Here is a 21,683-nt window from a genome sequence, read left to right as displayed (position 1 = left end):
TTTTCACCCTTCCGCTTTTAATTCTAATAGTAAATCTCTTAGTTCAGCTGCACGCTCGAAGTCTAACGCTTTTGCTGCTTCTTTCATCTCTGCTTCCATCTTCGCAATTGTCTTTTCGCGCTCTTTTTTCGTCATTTTCTTAGAAGGAGTTGCTTCGTATGTTTCTGCCTCTTCAGCAGCTGTCGTTGCACGGATAACATCACGAACGCCTTTTTGAATCGTTTTCGGCGTAATACCATGCTCTTCATTGTAAGCTTCTTGTATACTACGACGACGCTTCGTTTCTTCAATCGCAATTCCCATAGATTTCGTTATACGATCTGCATACATAATAACGCGGCCGTTTTCATTACGCGCGGCACGACCAATTGTTTGAATTAATGAACGTTCTGAACGTAAAAATCCTTCCTTATCAGCATCTAAAATAGCGACAAGTGATACTTCCGGAATATCTAATCCTTCTCGCAATAAGTTAATGCCGACAAGTACATCAAATTTACCGAGGCGAAGATCACGGATAATTTCAATACGTTCTAACGTTTTAATTTCAGAGTGAAGATAGTTAACTTTAATTCCTACATCTTTTAAGTAATCCGTTAAATCCTCTGACATTTTCTTCGTTAAAGTCGTAATTAATACACGTTCATTTTTTGCAATACGATCTTGAATCTCTCCTAATAAATCGTCAATTTGCCCTTCAATTGGTCGTATATCAATTGGTGGATCTAAAAGCCCTGTTGGACGAATAATTTGTTCTATTACTTCTGGTGACTGCTCTAACTCGTACGGTCCTGGCGTTGCTGAAACGTAAATAACTTGATTCGTTTTCTCCTCAAACTCATCAAACATGAGCGGTCTATTATCTAAAGCTGATGGCAGACGGAATCCATGATCCACAAGCACTTGTTTACGTGCTTGGTCACCGTTATACATCGCTCTTACTTGCGGTACTGATACGTGCGACTCATCCATAACGATTAAGAAATCTTTCGGAAAATAGTCTAATAACGTATACGGCGTTGCCCCCGCTGGACGAAGTGTTAAATGACGGGAGTAGTTTTCAATACCTGAACAAAAGCCCATCTCGCGCATCATTTCTAAATCATAACGTGTACGTTGCTCTATACGCTGCGCTTCTAACAACTTACCGTTATCATTTAACTCCTTTAAACGTTCTTCTAATTCTTTTTCGATATTTTCAATAGCGACCTTCATTTTCTTCTTCACGTGTAACGAAGTGAGATGCTGGGAAGATTGCTACATGATCACGTTCCGCTAATACTTCACCTGTTAACGCATTTACTTCACGAATACGATCGATTTCATCACCGAAAAACTCAATTCGAATACAATGCTCATCAAGTGATGCTGGGAAGATTTCAACTACATCTCCGCGTACACGGAATGTACCACGCTTGAAATCAATATCATTACGTCCATACTGTACATCAACAAGTTCACGAAGCAATTGATTGCGGTCTTTTTCCATACCAACTCGAAGCGAAACAACTAGCTCGCGGTATTCTTCTGGGGAACCTAAGCCATATATACACGAAACACTCGCAACGATAATTACATCGTCCCGTTCAAATAATGCAGACGTTGCCGAGTGACGCAATTTATCAATTTCATCATTAATCTGCGCATCTTTTTCAATAAACGTATCTGTTTGCGGCACATACGCTTCTGGCTGATAATAATCGTAGTAACTAACAAAATATTCAACTGCATTATTCGGGAAAAAGTCTTTCAACTCACTATACAACTGCCCTGCTAACGTTTTATTATGAGCCATAACAAGTGTTGGCTTTTGCACTTCTTTAATGACATTTGAAATCGTAAATGTCTTACCCGTTCCTGTCGCTCCAAGCAACACTTGCTTTTTCTTTCCACTATTAATTCCCTCTACAAGCTTCTCTATAGCTACCGGCTGATCACCTTGCGGGGAATACGCTGAGACAATTTCAAATTGACGTTCCAAGAAAATCCGACCTCCTCATAAAAATCTGTATTATTATTTTACCACGAATACCTATAAAAAACCTAAAAAAACGAACAGATATTCGGTAAAGTTTTCGACAATATACACATAGAAAAAGGAAGGAGTAAATACCTCCTTCCTCTACTAATTCTATTTTTTAGGTACATATACTAAGTCATATCCATTGCGCCCAGCTTCATTCATACAATCTATTAACCGATAAGTACTTTCTGATTCGCGCTGCTCTTTAACAATACCTTTACAACTATCTTTATGTAACCCTTTATCCTTCCCAGCAAATTTGTCTTTTCTATTATCTGACACATAAAATATATCGTTCCCACTATACTCTAACGTTTGAAAAATCGGGTCCCCTTCAAGGGTATACTGTACAATTCTTATTTTATCAACTTCCCTTTGCTCGACATTCAAAACGAACTTTTCAAATTTATCTAGATTGAGAATTCCTGCTCCCTTTACAATGACATCATTCTTCTTATCAATTGTAGTGCTAGATGGTGAACATGCTACTAAACTAAAGAGAAATAGACTTATAAAACTGGTTCTTTTTCCTATTGTCATCCTCTCCTATAAAAATTATTTGTATACCAGAAAAGCTACTTTCAACTATGAAAGTAGCTTTTCTTTTCCTTTCTCCTTCTTCGGAAAAATCACATATGAAAATGAAATCGCTGTATCAACTAAAAATATAATCGCCCACACTTGACTCACGCGACTTGCAGCTTTATTTAAAACGATTCCCGATTCTAACCAATTACCCCATTGTTCAAATGGAATAAATCCATACGCGAAGAAAAAGAATATGTGCACACCAACGAATAAAACAAGATGTAATACCCAATTTTTTATTTCCTGCTTTGCATAGGCCATACCTGTTAATTCTACCTGTTCTTCAATAATAGGCGCCGGTTCATTACGCCATTTCGCAACTGATTTTTGTACAAATATATCAAGCTTCTTTAAATCCTTTTTCCCGTAGAAAACTGCATATAATAAAATGATTACAGTAATAATCTGAAAGTTAGAGAACTTTCCTGTTTGATAATAGTCCACTACCCCTAAAGTTAAAATAAATACTTCATTTACGAGGAGTACAATCCCCATAATAAAACTCGCTCTTTTCAAACGGAATCCGTAGCGAAGTAAAAAGAAACCGATAGCTGATAACCAAAATACAATTTCTGCCCCAATTAAAAAATACCAACGATATTCTGCGAGTATACTCATTTATCCTTCTCCCTTTCATCATAAATACGAAAAGCCTCATCCATATATACTAAAAGTTCTTCTTCAATTGGATACATGCTCATTTTCTGTGAATCTTCCTTCGATTTTCTAACTTCCCATAACTTATCTAAAAATGCTTCATCACCATTGGCCATTTCTAAACACTTCTGCATTAATCTCTTCGTTGCCCGTTGTACCTCATCATTTGCAGTTTCTTTACAATCTTTCATAAAAGTGCGAAATTGCTTTAATAAATCTACCCACTCTAAAACATTCGGATCTTCTTCACTCATATTTGGCAAATTATGAAGCAATTTTTGTTCTTCCTTTGAAAATACATCATTTTGAAATATTTCACGTATACGAGAAGACTGTTTCGAAAGCTGGATTAGTTCAAACATAACTTTCCAATCGAGCTCTCCCTCCACATCTACCGAATAAACAACTGCTTGTAAAACGCGCTCCATTCGATTGAATTTCTTTTGTTCTTCCTGTACAAATCGAAGTTGTTTTTCAAGCGAATCCTTTAAGTTAAGCTCACCTTTTACTAACATATTCGCAGACTCTTTTAATGAAAATCCCATTTCCTTTAAAAATAAAATTTGTTGGAGACGTATTACGTCAGCTTCACTATATAAACGATGACCGCCTTCTGTTTTCCCGCTCGGCTTTAATAAATCTATTTGATCATAATAACGTAATGTACGTACTGTTACCCCTGTTTCTTTCGTCAATCGTCGTATTGAAATCACTACCATCACCTCTTCCCCTTCATTATAAAAGATGACGTAACGTCACTTTCAATACTTTTGTTAAAAAAATACAAAAAGCTGTTTATACTCTTCGTATAAACAGCTTTTACGGAAGTAATCCTTTTTGTACAGCGCGCCCACAAAATAAAATAAGTGCTCCAACGACAACACTCGTTGCTGTTTTATGATAATGAGCTGACACTAATAAATAATATGATAAACCTACAGTGCCAAGCATAATACAAATACTCGGTACTGGATTACGAGAGAAGTTCTGCATTCCCCAAAACAAAGCAAAAATAGCCGTAGCGACACATAATACCGGTAATCCCATCCCAGTTCCCCTTTTTCTATCTATTATTCTTTGTTGCTAATACGCTCGTTGATGCGATACTAATTAATAAATCAAAACCAATCCTTATATATTTAAACGTTTACTCTAATTGAAATCTCTCAAACTTATCGTTCATTTTCTCTCCCCTTGCTCCAACGTAAAGATTTCCTCCACCTTCACTCCAAAATACTTGGCGATTTTTAAAGATAACTCTAGACTCGGATTGTAATGATGGTTTTCAATCGCCACTATCGTCTGCCGCGTCACTTGCATCGCCTTTGCCATTTCAACTTGCGTTATATGATTTTGCTTTCTTAACTCTTTTATTTTATTTTTTACACCCATAGGCTCCACCTTCAAAAGTAAAGATATCTTTACTTGAATTATAAATATTTTCCAGTTACAAGTAAAGATATCCTTACAAATTTTAGAAAAATGTTTCATTAAACATCTACTCTAACGAAGTACAAGAGTAATTCAATTTATATCAGCGATTTTTTTAATATATCAGCGCAACTTAAATTATATCGGCGATTTCCCAAATATATCAGCGCAACTCCATTTATATCGGCGATTTTTCAAATATATCGACTTACCGACAAATATCGACATCCGTAGCGCTACTATAATCATAAGAAAAAGCTGTCCCCAAATACCTTCGGGAACAGCTTTCTCCTCTACTACATAAATCCTAGCACATATACAAGAACGTATCCAAGAACCGATAAGCAAACCGAGCCAATCAGCCCCGCCACGAACGCTTTGCTTCCTAACTTACGGAACGTTTTAAACTCTACATTTAAACCAAGTCCTGCCATCGCCATTGCGATTAGCATATAAGCAATGACAACAATGTATCCCGCAACAACTTCTGGAATAATCCCAAGCGAATGCACTGCACTCATCGCTAAAAATCCGAAAATGAACCATGGAATTGGAAGGTCGCGCCACGATCTTTTTTCCTTGCTTCCTTCACTCTTTCCAAACCATAATCCAATTAAAATTGCTACTGGTACGAGCATTGCAACGCGCGTTAACTTCACGATAACTGCGATGTCTACAGCTGTACTTCCTCCTGGCGCTGCAGCTGCGATAACATGAGCAATTTCATGCAGCGTGGCCCCTGAGAATACACCGTAACCGTATGGAGATAGGCCAAGCACTGGATATAATAACGTATAAATAAGCGTAAATATCGTACCTAAAATAGCAATAATTGCAGCCCCAACTGCCGTTTCATCATCTTTTGCTTTCACTTGCGGCGCAATTGCCACGACCGCTGCCGCCCCGCAAATTGCTGTACCACATGCTGTTAAAATCCCAAGTTTCTTTTCTACCTTAAATACTTTCGTTAGTCCATATACAACGAAAATCGTAAATGTAATAACAACCGCTGCGATGACCAATACTTTCGGCCCTGCCTTTGCAATATCAACAAGATTTAATCGCATTCCAAGTAAGATGATTCCAAAGCGCAGCAACTTCTTACTCGCAAAGTTCGTCCCTGCAATCGCATCTTGAGGGACTCCAATTGCCGCACGCCAAACCATCCCAATTAGAATAGCAATTACTAATTGTCCCATAATATTTAAAAATGGAAGCTCTGCTAAATATTTCGCGGCAATTGCGATTAATAGCGTAATCCCAATCCCTTGCGAAAATCCAAAACGCTTCTTCTTTTGTATAACAAGTGTTTGTTCCATTTTGAACCACTCCAATAATCGTATTGGAACATGCATGTTCTTTCTACTTACATTATAAGAGAGTTTCTATAATAAGTTTAATACCAATACCAAATCTCTATCATCAGAAATACTTATGATAAGATGATAGAAAAAGAAAGGAGCCTATTATATGAACGTAGACATTTTAAAAATTTTTGTTACTGTCGTTGAACAGAAACACTTCTCCCGTGCAGCAGAATTATTAAACCTTTCACAGCCTGGAGTAAGTATGCATATACGCAACTTAGAAAACGAATTTGGCACTACACTTATTCAACGCTCCCCGAAGCACGTCCAAGTTACGGAAGCAGGAAACATATTATATATACATGCAAAGCAAATGCTCTCTCTTTACGAAGATGCTAAACAAGAAATTAATGAACTACATAACGTTGTAACAGGAACACTTCGCATTGGTGCTAGTTTTACAATTGGCGAATACTTACTTCCAAAAATACTGGCTAACTATGCGAATGAAAATCCACACGTCGAAGTTCATACTTTCATCTCAAATACAGAAGACGTTTTGCAAAGCCTTCGCTCTAATCAAATTGATATCGGCCTAGTGGAAGGACAAGTCGTATACGCCGACGTAGATGTTGAAACATTTATGCAAGATGAAATGAAGCTCGTCGTCCCGCCAAATCATCCATTACTCCGCACAAATGAAATAAATGAAAGTACACTCCAAGATCAAGTATGGGTATTAAGAGAAAGTGGTTCTGGTACACGCGCTTATAGTGACCGCTTTATTCATCAACACCATTTAAAAATGAAACGATTCTTTACATTCAGTAGTATACAAAGCGTAAAGGAAGCCGTCGCTGCCGGGCTTGGCATCGCTATCCTTTCCGATTGGACTGTACGGAAAGAGCTACTGGCAAAAGAACTATTCCACGTCGAAGTTCCCAATGAACAACTAATCCGTCCGTTCTCCATCGTGCGCGGTAAATATTTCATTCCATCTAAAGCCATTCAAGTGTTCTTAAATCATGTAGATTTTTTTGCAAAAAAACAGAGTTGACCTTCACATTAGTGTGAAGGTTTACAATACATGTAAAAGGAGTGAAATACATTGCGAATTGGAGAATTATCAAAAGAAACTGGCGTTAGTGAAAGATCACTAAGACATTACGAAGAAAAGGGATTACTCCCTTCTAAGCGCCTTGCAAATGGCTACCGTGATTTTGATGAAAGTGCCATCGAAAAAGTGGAGCTTATTCAAATGTACTTACAAATTGGCTTAAATTTAGAAGAGACGGCAAGGATGCTGCGCTGCCTTGAAATTGAACCGCACCTGTACGACAATCCGTGCAGCAGTATCCTTACGCTTTACGAAGATAAACTCAATGAAGTAACAAAGCAAATCTCATTGCTTTCCAACATCCAAACGAATTTGCAAAAACACATTTCACTCCTAAAACATGCAAAAGAAAAGGGATGATTACATGTTTGTTATACATGGCAGTTCAAGACAAAACGGAAATACAGAAGCTTTAACACATATGATGATAGAGGGCATTGAAACAGAACAAATTTATTTGCGTGATCATACCGTCTATCCTATTACAGACCAACGTCATGATGCAGCAGGATTCCAACCTGTAAATGATGACTATAAGCAGTTAACCAACCGCATGCTAGAGCACGACACAATTATCTTTGCTACACCGCTATACTGGTATGGAATGAGTGGACATATGAAAAACTTTGTTGATCGCTGGTCACAAAGCTTGCGCGATACATCCCTTCATTTCAAAGAAAAAATGAAAGGCAAAAAAATGTACGTTGTCATCGTTGGCGGGGACAACCCAAAGCTAAAAGCATTACCGCTTATTGCTCAATTCCAATATATCTTTGATTTTGTTGGCTCTTCATTTGAAGGTTATGTTATTGGGGATGCGAATGGACTGGATGAAATTAAAAACGATGCTGAGGCGCTGGCAAAAGCACAATTGTATAATAATAAATTCAAAAATAGCGAACAGAAATAAGTTTGACAAACCCTTTTGTATGCGCATACAATAAAAGTAATATTATGAAAGGAAGGTACTTTGACCAATGAAGTTCTAATTCTCTTATTTATTTCATCCATCACAAATAGTGAACAAAAATGATGAAAACTAGCAGGGGATTAGTCTGTCCATTTGTCGATACTTTCTTTCGAAACGATCATGTAAAAAATCGTTTATTTATGTACGATTTTTTACATACAAGGGCGACGTTTATCCTCTCTAGTGAAACTAGGGAGGTTTTTTTATGACTATTTTATTCGCAAGTAATATTGAAAAGAGCTTTGGTGATCGCACACTATTTACATTACCATCACTGGAAATTCAAGCACAGGATCGCATAGGAATTGTCGGAGTCAACGGAGCTGGTAAATCTACGTTATTACAAATATTAAGTAAAGAAATAGAAGCTGACAGAGGCATAGTAACTCATCATAGTTCTATCAGCATCATTCCTCAGCTTAGCGAAGAACTACCGGAAACCGCTTCTTCTCTTGCAAAAGGAAAATGGAGTATTTCAAACGTTACCGACGCAATGAGCGGCGGTGAACGAATGCGGCTAAAGATTGCCCATGCTCTCGAACAAAATGCAGGCATTTTATTCGCTGATGAACCAACAAGCCACTTAGATATGGTCGGTACAGAGCAATTAGAAAAGGCACTTTCTTCTTATAAAGGAGCACTTGTTTTAATATCGCATGATCGTGAATTTCTAGATAATATATGTACCAAAATTATTGAAATTGAAGACGGTACTATTCAAGAATACAAAGGGAATTATTCAAACTATCGAAAACAAAAAGAACGTGAACGAATACAAAAACAAGCAGAATATGAGCAATATGTACAAGAAAAAAATCGTTTAGAACAGTCCATTCTACAAAGAAAGCAACGTGCTTCTAACATGACAAAAGTCCCAACACGGTTCAGTTCATCTGAATCTAGACTTTATAGGTTAAGTGGGGCTCACGGCCAAGAACAGGTTAGCAAAGCAGCGAAAGCATTAGAGACACGTCTCGAAAAACTAGAAAAGAAGGAAAAGCCAAAGGATCTTTCTCAAGCTCAATTTGACGCGCAATACCATACCCCCATTCATAGTAAGGTGGCAGTACAATTCAATAAAGCAACAAAGAAAATAGACGATCGCACACTATTTAAAAATATGAATGGAACTATTGCCCCTGGTGCAAAGCTTGCCGTTTTAGGGGCAAATGGAAGCGGCAAAACCACTTTGTTCAACATGCTTCTCACAAACGAGCGTGGCATGCAACTATCGAAAAGTTGTAAAATTGGATACTTCGAACAAACATTATCTATTTTAAAAACAGATAAAACCATTTTAGAAAATGTTCTAGAAGAAACAAACTATACAGAAGCATTCGTTCGAACAATACTTGCACGACTTCTATTCCGCCGTGAGGATGTTCATAAACCTGTGCACGTTCTAAGCGGGGGTGAACGAATGAAGGTTGCACTCGCAAAAGTATTTTTAGGAAACTATAATATGCTTCTGCTAGATGAACCGACAAACTATTTAGACTTAGCAACGCAAGAAGAATTAGAAACCATGTTACAAGAATATCCTGGCACAATACTTTTCATTAGCCATGACCGTGCCTTTATTCGCTCTGTTGCAGACCATATTCTACAAGTAGATGAGAGTGAACCAAGAATCTTCCACGGTAATTACGAGCAATACACAAAAAGAACCACCGGAGCTTCTGTAAACGTTACTGAGCAAGAATTGTTACGATTACAAACAAAATTAACAGAAGTCATCGGCCGGATTTCCATTCCAAATCATCACGATGACATCACATCTCTCGAACAAGAATACGCAAAATTATTAACTCAAATTCAAAAATGTAAAGAAGCGCTCTAATGTCTTCCCTATATATCGACGGGGCCTTCCACATTTCCCAAGAAATATTGAAACTTCGACATACAAAGTAAAAAGCCGTGCATCAGCACGGCTTTTTACTTTATATGCGGACAGCAGTCCCGCTCACCGCAACCATTAACATACCTTCGCGAACTACTTCGTAATCCACGTCGATACCAACAATTGCATTTGCATTTTTTTGTCTTGCGAAAGTTTTCATCTCTTCCATTGCGATGTCGCGTGCTTCTTTTAATTTACTTTCATAAGCACCAGCACGACCACCGACAACGTCACGAACAGAAGCGAAAAGGTCACGAACGATATTCGCACCCATAATCGCTTCTCCATTGACGATATCGATATACTCAATAATTTCTTTTCCTTGAATTGTAGACGTTGTTGTTACAATCATACTTTATAGCCTCCCATATGAGATTTTTACCTACTTATGGTGCACTAATTCAGTACAAATTATATTTACGAACTAAACTGAGCTTCGTATAACCTACTGTATCCTCCGCCTTGCTCAATTAATTCATTATGTGAACCTTGTTCTGCAATGCCATCTTTATTTACAACGACGATGCGATCTGCATTTTTAATCGTTGCAAGTCTGTGAGCGATAACTAGCGTTGTGCGACCGACAGCTAATTCAGCAAGCGATTTTTGAATCGCAAGTTCTGTCTCTGTATCTAGTGCAGAAGTTGCTTCATCCAATATTAAAATTGGCGGGTTTTTCAAGAACATACGAGCAATAGCTAGACGCTGCTTTTGTCCACCTGAAAGTTTCACGCCGCGCTCACCGATAACAGTATCTAAACCTTCCGGCTGTGAGTAAATTAAATCTTCTAACTGCGCACGTTTTACTGCCTGCCAAATTTCAGGCTCTGATGCCTTTAAATTTCCGTAAGCGATATTTTCACGAATTGTTCCTGAAAATAAGAACACGTCTTGCTGCACGATTCCAATTTGCTTACGAAGTGAAGATAATGTCATATCTTTCGTATCAATCCCATCAATTTGAATTGATCCAGATGATTGCTCATAAAAACGTGGTAATAGGCTACATAACGTCGTTTTCCCAGCTCCTGATGGTCCAACGAACGCAACCGTTTCACCTGCATGTATTTTCAAACTAATGTCATTTAAAATTGGTTCTTTATTTTCATATCCGAACGTAATGTTGTTATATTGAATATCACCATGTACATGTTTAACTTCCATTGCATCTTTAGAGTCTACAATGTCAGGCTCTGTTTCAAGAAGCTCTACATATCTTTTAAAACCGGCGATTCCCTTCGGATAGCTTTCGATTACCGCGTTAATTTTTTCAATTGGGCGGAAGAAAATATTCGTTAATAGAACGAATCCGATAAATCCACCGTACGTTAATTCTCCTTGCAGAACAAACCATGTACCGCATATTAAGACGAAGAGCGTTACGAGCCGCATGAGCATATAACTAATCGATGAATTTAACGCCATAATTTTATACGCCATTAATTTCGTTGTACGGAAACGAGCGTTGTTGACAGCAAATTGCTCTTTCTCAAACTTTTCATTTCCGAATGCTTGTACAACACGAATTCCCCCAACATTGTTCTCAATGCATGCATTAAAATCAGCAACGTCTGAGAATAAACGTCTAAATGTACCTGTCATTTTTTTATTAAAGTAAAGTGCTAACCATAATAGGAATGGAATGACGAAGAACGTTAATAACGCTAACTTCCAGTTGATCATCATCATAAATGAGAATGCCCCAACTAAAGTCATTACGGCGATAAATAGATCTTCTGGTCCATGGTGAGCAATTTCCCCAATTTCCATTAAATCGTTTGTAAGGCGTGAAATTAAATGACCAGTTTTATTATTATCAAAAAATCTGAATGATAGCTTTTGAATATGATCAAATAATTTCTGCCTCATATCTGTTTCAATGTTAACACCAAGCATATGTCCCCAATATGTAACGACATATTGTAAGCCTGCATTTAACATATAAACTGCGAGTAAACCGAAACAAGCCCATAAAATAAGCGTCCAGTTTTGCCCTGGCAATAACTTATCAATAAATTGATTTACGATAAGCGGGAAGCCGAGTTCTAATAATCCTGCGACAACCGCACAAGAAAAGTCGAGTATAAATAAACCTTTATACGGTTTATAGTACGAGAAAAATTTACGCAGCATATCTTACCTCCATTTTCCAAAATCAAAAAGACTCCCTAAATGATAACCATTATCAAATAATTATTCAAGTTATCCGTCTATGAAACTGAAAATAAGCTTTGCGATAGTTGTCGTTTTTTGCTGGAAAGTCGATATATTCGAATAATCGCCGATATATTTCGAGTTGCGCTGATATATTTGCAAAATCGCCGATATATTTCAAGTTGCGCTGATATATTCGGATAATCGCCGATATAAATTTCATTTACTAACTACTCTCCCCGCCCCCAAAAATAAAAAAGGTACCACCACAAGGTGATACCATTCCTTCTATTACATCGCTTCCGAATCCCACTCATGCTCCTGTTCAACGAATACAATACCTAATTCGTGATGTCCACCAGCATATAATGCAGTTTGTGCAAGACGAAGCTCACCATTTGTATCTAATACTTCTAATTTACAAAATGCTCCTGTCGTCTTCGTTTGAAGCGCATCATAAAATTCCTCGGCGCTTTTTGGAATGACTCCATTTACTTTCGTAATAATTTCTCCAGGCAGTAATTTTAGCTCTGCTCCAATTGTATTTGGAATTGTATCTAGTACAACGAGCCCATCATTGCGTGCAGCAAAATATGCTGGTCTTGTTTCATCGGCAATTTTCTCTTGCATCGAGATTGTGAAACGCCCAAGCATTGCGACTCCCATCGCGATAATTGCAAGTACGTGCCACCAATAACTTGCGATTCCTAAAACGAGCACAAATCCTGCTAATCCATAAACACGTCTTCCTGTAAATAATAAAGCTTCCGTCGGCTCATAACTTTTAATCTTTCTCATAAATCCAATTAAAAATGGAACGAGGAATAGAGAATATGTATTTGAACCGATTGAAACGACAGGCCACCATGAAATAAACTGCGTTACCGCATCACCCGGTACAAGAATAAAAATAGGAACGATCCATAAACGCTTTGATTCGTGTAAACCAATCTTTAATCCACGCTTCCCCTTCCTAATCCTCGGCGTCGAATATCCTACTGCGTTTTTAGAAATCAATAAGCCTTCTACAATAAGCATAACGCCTAGTAAAATAACAAGGGATACAATGGTACTCTCTTCACCTTCTCGAAGCTGTAAAAAGGAAACTGGTAGCTTAGAAGATAATAGAACACATACAATCGCAATGCTAAATGTATAAGCTGCCGATAAATATCGATACATAGCCGTTAATCCAAATAGTAACGTCCAAATTAAAATGGCCCATAAGCTCGCTTTAGAAACAACAAGTCCAAGCCCAATCGTAACAATAGATACTACTAATCCGTATCCAATCCCTGCAAATAGAGAGGTTCGCAGTTCAAACCAAATATCATAAACTTTAAAAGAAAAATCTTTTCGTTCTCTTAACATACGTAAGTATCCAACGAAGATACTACTTATTACAAATATATAGACAGCAGGGTGTAAGAAAAAACGTCCAACTGCCCGCATTATTTCAAAAATCCACGCCTCCATGAACTCATTCACCACCATTTATATCATTCTTTCTTTTTATATTATCATAACTAAACAAACGTTTGTTTAACACAAAAAAATACAGGCAGCAAACTGCCTGTATTTCTTCTTATTTTGCCATTAATTTTAATGCTGACTGTAATTGTAGATCATTTTCTCCAGAACGAATTTTTTCGATAATTTTAGTTTGAATCGCTTCAGCTGTCTTTTTATCAAGCTGTCCTGTCGCTTCCATCTCATTTGCATTTTGGAATGCTTTCAGAGCCGATTCTGTCTCTTTACTAAAGTATCCATCTTCACGACCTGGTACATACCCTAAGCTCTTAAGCATTTCTTGAGCATGTTTTACTTGTACATCATTTGAATTGTATGAAAGTGTTTTTTCAATTTGAATTGGTGTCGCATGATAATAATTTGGTTGCTTCACTTCTACTGTTGGCGCGATTCCTTTTTTATGAATCCAGTTCCCATCCGGTGTTAACCATTTAAACATCGTTAATTTAATGTTGCTGCCGTCTTTAAATGGAACAGCTTGCTGGACAGTACCTTTACCAAATGTCTTTTCACCAATTAAATCGTATCCTTCTCCTTCTTTCAGCGCACCCGCTAAAATCTCTGAAGCAGAAGCACTTCCATTATCAATTAATACTGAAATTGGATATGGTTTTCTCTCTTTCAGTTCTGTAGAGAATTTCTTCTTCTCACCATTTCGCTGTTCTACTTGTAGCATCGGCTTTTTATTCGTCATAATTTCTCCTAGTATATCTTCTACACTATTTAAATAGCCACCAGGATTACCACGCACGTCAATAACTAAGCCTTTTATATTTTTCTTCTCTAACTCTTTTAACTGATCCTTAAATTCTTTCGCTGTATTTTCAGCAAAAGAAGTGATTTGCATATAACCGATATCTTTTCCGCTCTCTTGCTTCACAGAACTAAATACTGTAAAGATTGGAATCTTTTCACGCTTAATTTTAAATACGATCGGATCAGTTACTCCCGCACGTTTAATTTCAATTGCGACAGTCGTTCCCTTTTTACCACGAATTTTTAATACTGCTTCTTCACGTGATAAGTCTTTCACACTGTTTCCATCTACAGATAAAATTTGGTCATTCGGTTTAATTCCTATCTTTTCTGCTGGTGAACCTTTAATTGGCGATACGATAATAAGCTTACCGTCCGTCTTGTTCACCTCAGCCCCAATCCCCTCTAATTCGGGATCAAGCGATTCACTAAACTGTTTGGCTGTTTCTTTATCCATATACGTGGAATAAGGGTCCTTCAGCGTAGACAACATACCTTGTATTGCACCTTCAACTAACTTTTCATCTTTCACGTCTTCCACATAACGTGAATCAATTAGTGCATACGCCTCATTAATTTTTGCCAAATTCCCTTGCGCAGTGCTAGCATTCCCACTCGAAATTGTTTGCGTTACTTCTGATGGGTTAACCCCAAATACAGACATGCCTGCAAACATTCCGCCAGCACCAATTAAAAATGCAACAACCATTCCAATAATTGCAACTCTACGTTTCAATGCGGAATTCCCCTTTCCAAAACACACAGGTGGTGTAGCAAAAGGCATCACACAGTGTGTGATGCCTTTACCTATTTCTACTATATGATAAGCTTGTACGAATTATGTTTGCAACTTTTTATACTTTTAAGAAGCGACGAATTGACATTACACTTCCCCACATACCGATTAAAGCACCGATTAACACTAGTAAACCAGCTAATTGGAATACGAACGGACTGTATGGTAGAAGCTCGAAAATTGTTCCGCCAAGTTTTTCATTAAACACACCTTGCAACGAATTATACGTAATTAGAATTAGGCCAATTGGAATAATTGATCCTAATACTCCTAAGAATAATCCCTCTAGCAAGAATGGCCAACGAATAAACCAGTTTGTTGCACCAACAAGTTTCATAATTTCAATTTCTGTACTACGAGCATAAATTGTAATTTTAATTGTATTAGAGATTAAGAACATCGCTGTGAATAAAAGGCCAGCAATTAACGCAATCCCAATGTTACGACCAGTTTTTACAGTATCAAATAATCGTTCAACTTGCCCTTTTCCGTACTGAACATTACTAACAAACTGCATTTTTTCAACCTTCTTCGCGATTGTCGCTGTATCGGTTGGTTCTTTTGCTTTTACAACGAATACGTTTTTAAGTGGGTTATCTTGTTCAAATAACTCAAACGTTTTTCCACTATCACCTAAGCTTTTAATTAAACGTTTTAACTCTTCTTCTTTAGAAGAATATTTAATAGAATCTACTTTTGCAATCTTACTCATATCTTCTTCTAATTTCTTTTGATCCGCTTCTTTTGCAGCTGGATCAATGTGTACACGAATCTCTACATCTTGCTCTACTTTCGTCGCAAAATGGTTCATATTCATAATCGCTGTTAAAAAGACACCTACAAGTAATAATGTAACTGTTACTGCACTAACAGAAGCAAATGTCATCCATCCGTTACGTGATAGATTCTTTACACCTTCTCGCAAATGTCGACTAAGGGTCTTAGCCTTCATATCCGTATCCTCCCTCAATCTCATCTCGAACAATTTTTCCGCCTTCAATCGCGATTACACGATGACGGATTGTATTTACGATATCTGCATTATGCGTCGCCATAACGATCGTTGTGCCGCGCTCATTAATGCGAGTAAAAATATTCATAATATCAAGAGCTGTTTCAATATCTAAGTTACCTGTTGGCTCATCGGCAATTACAACCTTTGGTCTATTTACAATTGCTCTTGCAATAGCCACACGTTGTTGCTCCCCACCTGAAAGCTCACTTGGAAGTGCGTCTGCACGATCTTCAAGGCCTACAAGACCTAGCACTTCTGTTACACGCTCACGAATTGCATCCGGTTCTTCTTCAATTACTTCTAAAGCAAACGAAACATTCTCATATACCGTTAATTTAGGTAGCAATTTAAAATCTTGGAAAATTACGCCTAATTGACGACGAAAATACGGAACGTCTCTTTCTGCCAATGTTTCGATAGTAAGTCCATTTACATTAATAGATCCTGTAGATGGTTTCTCTTCACGATACATCATTTTAATAAATGTAGATTTCCCGGCTCCACTCGGTCCAACTACGTATACGAATTCACCTTGTTTAATGTTAACTGTAAGACCAGCAATGGCTTTCATACCATTCGGGTACTCCTTATAAACATTCGTCATTTTTATCATTATTTATCACCCAATACTTAATGATTTTTTTCGAAATACTTTTCTGTACATCTGAAAATAAAAGACATCCTTCATTTTCATTTAGTCATCCTTGTTGAAGGTAGTTTACTTATGCTTTCTCATAAGCAATACCACTCTATGTAATATATTTCAGCAAAATTCTACAAACCCCATTGTAACATCAAACGGTTTCCAATTTGGATACATTTTTGTTACAGTTATGTTACATACCAGAAAAAAGGAAAACGAGCTGACTATATTATCAACTCGCCCATTTCACCTTTTTATTTATGTTCAGCTAACCATTCAGATACTTTTTTCGCATCTTCACCTTGAATAAGTCCTGGTGACATTGAACCACGGCCTTTTTTAATAATCTCTTCAATATCTGCAGCGTCGTACTTACCGCCTACTTTTCTTAAATCAGGTCCAGTTGCCCCTGATAAATCTGTTGCGTGACATCCCGCACAACTTCTTTGGAAAATTTGTTCTGCGCTGTCTGTGCTTGCAGACTGTTTCGAAGACTTACTCTCTTCTTTATTTCCGCATGCTCCTAAAGCAAAAACAACCGATGTCCCTAGCGCAATAGCCAACAATTTCTTTTTCACTTCTATCGCTCCCCATTGTTGATATTCTTTTTATTCCTAACACACTCATTTTCATTATAAGCATTATCTTTATATAGAAAAACTAAGGTGTATTTCATATTCCTCAAAAATACAGTGAGAACCTTGATAAAATAAAGCTTTCATAAGTTGTTTCAATTCTGTGAACAACTTAAAAAACTTCTATAAAGTATCCTTTTTAAAAGAAAAATTAGAAAAGTTCTATATAAATCTTTACCCTATTACCGCTCTATTTTATTATTCTCTACTTTTTACAAAACAATATACAGCATTGTAATCTACATATAATCCCATCAAAAAGAGAAGTTGTCGTTTCCAACTTCTCTTCCTCTTTACTTCATCTATAAAAATAGAATCAAATTCTTTATATCCTCTATTGTCCTCAGCATGCGCCAACAATTTCGTTGGCTTTTTTTACGCTTATTAGATGCGAGAACGTAAGTAAGCATCAATAAATGGATCAATCTCTCCATCCATAACAGCTTGTACGTTACCAACCTCCGTATTTGTACGATGGTCTTTTACAAGAGAATACGGGTGGAATACGTAAGAACGGATTTGGCTACCCCATCCGATTTCTTTTTGCTCTCCGCGAATTTCATCTAATTCTACTTGTTGCTCTTCTAGTTTCTTTTGATATAATTTCGCTTTTAACATTTTCATCGCATGCTCACGGTTTTTAATTTGAGAACGCTCCGACTGACATGTTACAACCGTATTTGTCGGTGTATGTGTAATACGAACTGCTGAATCTGTCGTATTTACGTGCTGCCCACCAGCTCCACTTGCTCGGTACGTATCAATTTTTAAGTCTTCTGTACGTACTTCGATTTCAACTTCATCATTGAACTCTGGTACAACTTCACAAGATACGAACGATGTATGACGGCGCCCTGAAGAATCGAATGGTGAAATACGTACAAGACGATGTACACCTTTCTCTGCTTTTAAGTAACCGTAAGCGTTATGACCTTTAATTAATAAAGTTACACTCTTAATACCAGCTTCATCACCTGGTAAATAATCAACCGTTTCTACTTTGAATCCGCGTTTTTCAGCCCAGCGTGTGTACATACGTAATAACATAGAACCCCAGTCTTGTGACTCAGTTCCACCTGCACCTGGATGTAATTCTAAAATCGCATTATTTTTATCATAAGGATCACTTAATAGTAACTGAAGCTCATACTCATTCATTTCTTGAATTAAGCCTTTTACTTCTGATTCTAATTCCTCATGTAAATCTTCATCATACTCTTCTTTTAAAAGCTCATGCGTGATTTCTAAATTTTCGAACGTCTCATCTAACTGACGGAACTTTCCAACCATATCTTTTAACGCATTCGCTTCATTAATTACAGCTTGCGCGCCTTGTTGGTCATCCCAAAATCCTGCGCCCATCATTTTTTCTTCTAATTCTGCAATTTGTTTCTCCTTAGTAGGGAGGTCAAAGAGACCCCCTAAAAGCCGCTAATCGCTTAGCCATTTTCTCTAATTCCTGTCTAATTTCTACTAATTCCATTTCCTTCACCTCTATGTAATTGCTGTTACTTTCGTATGAAAACAAGGGAAACTCTCTCCACTTATTACGGAGAGAGTTTAATCCTTCTTAATTATACATTTTTGATATAAAAGTTTGCAAAACAGCCAAAGCTACCGTCCTATATTACTGAACGATACCACAGCAGTTTTTATATTTTTTACCGCTACCACATTTACATAAATCGTTGCGGCCCACTTGGTCACCTTTTACAACTGGCTTTTTCTTTGCTTCTTCGCCATCGCTAGAAGGATGAACAGCTTCACCTTGAACAACTTCTTGACGTTCTAAGTTTTGTTCAATTTCAGCTTTCATAATGTAACGAGAAATTTCCTCTTCAATAGAGGCAACCATTGACTCGAACATCGCGAACCCTTCCATTTGGTACTCACGAAGTGGATCGATTTGACCGTAAGCACGTAAATGAATACCTTCACGAAGGTGATCCATCGCATCAATATGCTCTGTCCATTTCGTATCTACAACGCGGAATACAACAACCTTCTCAAACTCACGCATTTGCTCTTCTGGCATAAGCTTTTCTTTTTCATTGTATCGCTCTATTAATTTCGCGATAATCGGTTCGCTCATTTCCTCAGGAGCAAGGCGACGTAATTCTTCTTCTTTTACATCTCCGTCTTGAAGAAGGTTTGTATTTAAGTAGTCAACAAGACCTTTAATGTTCCAATCTTCTTCAATTTCCTCTTGTGTATGAAGGGCAACAGCACGTTCTACTGTAGATTTCATCATACCTTCAATAATGCCGCGTAAGTTGTCAGACTCCATTACCTCTTGACGCTGTTTGTAAATAACTTCACGTTGTTGACGAAGTACATCATCATATTGCAGTAACTGCTTACGTGCATCATAGTTATTTCCTTCAACACGTTTTTGTGCAGATTCTACCGCACGAGAAACCATTTTACTTTCAATCGGCTGAGAATCATCCATACCAAGGCGGTCCATCATTGCTTTCATATTATCTGAACCAAATCGGCGCATTAATTCATCTTCCATCGATAAGTAGAACTGCGTAACACCAGGGTCCCCTTGACGACCAGCACGACCACGTAACTGATTATCAATACGACGACTTTCGTGACGCTCTGTACCGATAACTGCTAAACCAACGTTTTTCACATCGTCTCCAAGCTTAATATCTGTACCACGACCTGCCATGTTCGTCGCGATTGTTACAGCACCTTTCATACCAGCCTCTGCAATGATATCTGCTTCACGAGCATGGTTTTTCGCATTTAAGATGTTATGACGTACACCTTTACGCGTTAACATTTTTGAAATAAGCTCTGAAGTTTCAATTGCAACTGTACCTACAAGAACAGGTTGTCCTTTTTTATGACGATTTACAATATCCTCAACAACAGCATTGAACTTACCTTCCATTGATTTAAAGATTAAATCGGCACGATCATCACGAATAATCGGTTTGTTGGTCGGAATTACAATAACGTTCATATTGTAAATGTTACGGAATTCCTCTTCCTCTGTTTTCGCTGTACCAGTCATACCAGATAATTTTTCATACATACGGAAGTAGTTCTGGAATGTAATTGTTGCAAGCGTCATGCTTTCATTTTGAATTTCTACACCTTCTTTTGCTTCAATCGCTTGGTGTAATCCTTCGCTATAACGACGACCTTTCATAAGACGACCAGTGAATTGGTCTACAATTACGATTTCGCCTTCTTGTACAACATAATCTGTATCACGGTGCATAACAACGTGTGCACGAAGTCCCTGATTAATATGGTGAAGAAGTGCTACATGTTTTAAATCGAATAAGTTTTCAATATGGAAAGCTTTCTCTGCTTTCGTAATACCATCTTCTGTTAGCATTACATTTTTCGTTTTCACATCAAATGAATAATCTTTTTCATTTTCTAACGTACGAACAAATGCATTTGCAAACATGTATAGCTCTGTTGATTTTTGAGCTTGTCCTGAAATAATAAGCGGCGTACGTGCTTCATCGACTAAAATAGAATCGACTTCATCGATAATAGCAAAGTGAAGTGGACGTTGAACGCACTGCTCTTTATATAAAACCATGTTATCACGTAAGTAATCGAATCCAAGCTCATTATTTGTGCTATACGTAATATCAGCAGCATAAGCCTCTTGTTTCTCTTCGCGTGACATACTATTTAAGTTAATCCCTACCGTTAAGCCAAGGAACTCATGAAGTTGTCCCATTTCGCTCGCATCACGTTGTGCTAAATATTCATTGACTGTAACAACATGAACACCTTTTCCTGTTAAAGCATTTAAATATACAGGTAATGTAGATGTTAACGTTTTACCTTCACCCGTTTTCATCTCAGAAATATTCCCTTCATGTAAGGCAATACCACCCATTAACTGTACGCCATATGGACGCATTCCAAGAACACGAGTTGCCGCTTCGCGAACAACCGCGAAAGCTTCAGGTAGTAGATCATCTACTGTTTCACCTTTTGTTAGACGTTCTTTAAATTCAAGCGTCTTTCCTTTTAATTGTTCATCAGTTAGTGGCTTAATAGATGACTCTAATGCATCAATTTGCTCAACTGTCTTTTGCATACGTTTAATTTGGCGTTGATTTACATCAAACACCTTTTTTAAAATACCGATCATAGGAAATACGCTCCTCTTTTTATTAA

19 protein-coding genes and 1 pseudogene are annotated in these 21,683 nt (G+C 37.5%); 4 read left to right on the top strand and 16 right to left on the bottom strand.

All coding sequences use genetic code 11. From position 1 onward, the window contains the following. Positions 1–3: 3 nt before the first annotated feature. The 7 genes and pseudogenes from uvrB to HMPREF1014_RS22335 form a co-directional block, all read right to left on the bottom strand. Positions 4–1,981: pseudogene (uvrB, locus tag HMPREF1014_RS22365) on the bottom strand (excinuclease ABC subunit B). Positions 1,982–2,131: 150 nt separating this feature from the next. Next, positions 2,132–2,563 (bottom strand): DUF4362 domain-containing protein, encoded by a 432-nt coding sequence (locus HMPREF1014_RS22360; protein WP_000152001.1) that lies wholly within the window; start codon positions 2,561–2,563, stop codon positions 2,132–2,134. A gap of 45 nt (positions 2,564–2,608) precedes the next feature. Next, the gene (locus tag HMPREF1014_RS22355) at positions 2,609–3,229 is read right to left on the bottom strand and encodes a hypothetical protein (RefSeq protein ID WP_000025225.1); all 621 of its coding nucleotides are present in this window, start codon (positions 3,227–3,229) and stop codon (positions 2,609–2,611) included. Then, positions 3,226–3,987, bottom strand: coding sequence for a MerR family transcriptional regulator (locus HMPREF1014_RS22350; RefSeq protein ID WP_000260375.1), 762 nt, complete (start codon positions 3,985–3,987; stop codon positions 3,226–3,228). The genes HMPREF1014_RS22355 and HMPREF1014_RS22350 overlap by 4 nt, the downstream gene beginning before the upstream one ends. A 100-nt stretch (positions 3,988–4,087) precedes the next feature. After that, a complete protein-coding gene (locus tag HMPREF1014_RS22345) occupies positions 4,088–4,315 on the bottom strand; it encodes a hypothetical protein (protein WP_000524125.1) in 228 nt (75 codons plus the stop codon). Positions 4,316–4,447: 132 nt separating this feature from the next. Next, positions 4,448–4,660 (bottom strand): helix-turn-helix transcriptional regulator, encoded by a 213-nt coding sequence (locus tag HMPREF1014_RS22340; protein ID WP_000538365.1) that lies wholly within the window; start codon positions 4,658–4,660, stop codon positions 4,448–4,450. Between the two features lie 335 nt (positions 4,661–4,995). Continuing rightward, positions 4,996–6,018 (bottom strand): YeiH family protein, encoded by a 1,023-nt coding sequence (locus tag HMPREF1014_RS22335; RefSeq protein ID WP_000438440.1) that lies wholly within the window; start codon positions 6,016–6,018, stop codon positions 4,996–4,998. 151 nt (positions 6,019–6,169) lie between these two features. Here HMPREF1014_RS22335 and HMPREF1014_RS22330 point away from each other — a divergent pair, with 151 nt between their 5' ends. The 4 genes from HMPREF1014_RS22330 to abc-f all read left to right on the top strand — a co-directional run bounded on the left by HMPREF1014_RS22330 (position 6,170) and on the right by abc-f (position 9,933). Beyond that, positions 6,170–7,063 carry a LysR family transcriptional regulator gene (locus HMPREF1014_RS22330; RefSeq protein WP_001099984.1) on the top strand — a complete coding sequence of 298 codons (894 nt, stop codon included), beginning with the start codon at positions 6,170–6,172 and terminating at the stop codon, positions 7,061–7,063. 51 nt (positions 7,064–7,114) lie between these two features. Continuing rightward, positions 7,115–7,483: a MerR family transcriptional regulator gene (locus HMPREF1014_RS22325; protein WP_001219198.1), complete on the top strand. Its 369-nt coding sequence runs from the start codon at positions 7,115–7,117 to the stop codon at positions 7,481–7,483. A gap of 4 nt (positions 7,484–7,487) precedes the next feature. Next, positions 7,488–8,033: a flavodoxin family protein gene (locus tag HMPREF1014_RS22320; RefSeq protein WP_000497627.1), complete on the top strand. Its 546-nt coding sequence runs from the start codon at positions 7,488–7,490 to the stop codon at positions 8,031–8,033. A gap of 265 nt (positions 8,034–8,298) precedes the next feature. Continuing rightward, positions 8,299–9,933, top strand: a complete 1,635-nt coding sequence (gene abc-f, locus HMPREF1014_RS22315; RefSeq protein WP_000153782.1) for a ribosomal protection-like ABC-F family protein — start codon at positions 8,299–8,301, stop codon at positions 9,931–9,933. Positions 9,934–10,033: 100 nt separating this feature from the next. Here abc-f and HMPREF1014_RS22310 read toward each other — a convergent pair whose 3' ends face one another. The 9 genes from HMPREF1014_RS22310 to secA form a co-directional block, all read right to left on the bottom strand. Then, on the bottom strand, positions 10,034–10,345 hold the full coding sequence (locus HMPREF1014_RS22310; RefSeq protein WP_000637523.1) for a heavy metal-binding domain-containing protein: 312 nt from the start codon (positions 10,343–10,345) through the stop codon (positions 10,034–10,036). 65 nt (positions 10,346–10,410) lie between these two features. Further along, entirely contained in the window at positions 10,411–12,126 is a 1,716-nt protein-coding gene (locus tag HMPREF1014_RS22305) for an ABC transporter ATP-binding protein (RefSeq protein WP_000944624.1), read from the bottom strand. Between the two features lie 312 nt (positions 12,127–12,438). Beyond that, positions 12,439–13,623, bottom strand: a complete 1,185-nt coding sequence (locus HMPREF1014_RS22300) for a PDZ domain-containing protein (RefSeq protein WP_000388613.1) — start codon at positions 13,621–13,623, stop codon at positions 12,439–12,441. A 109-nt stretch (positions 13,624–13,732) separates the two neighbouring features. Beyond that, entirely contained in the window at positions 13,733–15,169 is a 1,437-nt protein-coding gene (locus tag HMPREF1014_RS22295) for a S41 family peptidase (protein WP_000830313.1), read from the bottom strand. Between the two features lie 118 nt (positions 15,170–15,287). Further along, the gene (gene ftsX / locus HMPREF1014_RS22290; RefSeq protein ID WP_000645027.1) at positions 15,288–16,181 is read right to left on the bottom strand and encodes a permease-like cell division protein FtsX; all 894 of its coding nucleotides are present in this window, start codon (positions 16,179–16,181) and stop codon (positions 15,288–15,290) included. Beyond that, positions 16,171–16,857, bottom strand: a complete 687-nt coding sequence (gene ftsE, locus HMPREF1014_RS22285; RefSeq protein ID WP_000594321.1) for a cell division ATP-binding protein FtsE — start codon at positions 16,855–16,857, stop codon at positions 16,171–16,173. Before ftsE ends, ftsX begins: the two co-directional genes overlap by 11 nt. 284 nt (positions 16,858–17,141) lie before the next feature. Beyond that, positions 17,142–17,465, bottom strand: a complete 324-nt coding sequence (gene cccB / locus HMPREF1014_RS22280; protein WP_000727971.1) for a cytochrome c551 — start codon at positions 17,463–17,465, stop codon at positions 17,142–17,144. 441 nt (positions 17,466–17,906) lie between these two features. Continuing rightward, positions 17,907–19,005, bottom strand: a protein-coding gene (prfB, locus tag HMPREF1014_RS22270; RefSeq protein ID WP_157466031.1) for a peptide chain release factor 2 whose coding sequence is annotated in 2 segments (ribosomal slippage) — positions 17,907–18,932 and positions 18,934–19,005 — 1,098 coding nt in all. Because the reading frame shifts where the segments join, the coding sequence is not laid out codon by codon here. Between the two features lie 144 nt (positions 19,006–19,149). Further along, positions 19,150–21,657 (bottom strand): preprotein translocase subunit SecA, encoded by a 2,508-nt coding sequence (gene secA / locus HMPREF1014_RS22265; protein ID WP_000579387.1) that lies wholly within the window; start codon positions 21,655–21,657, stop codon positions 19,150–19,152. Between the last annotated feature and the right edge of the window lie 26 nt (positions 21,658–21,683).

The organism is Bacillus sp. 7_6_55CFAA_CT2, from assembly GCF_000238655.1.
Classification (GTDB): Bacteria; Bacillota; Bacilli; order Bacillales; family Bacillaceae_G; genus Bacillus_A; species Bacillus_A cereus.
The sequence above is the reverse complement of the archived record's forward strand: the minus strand, read 5'-3'. Positions and strand labels throughout refer to the sequence as shown.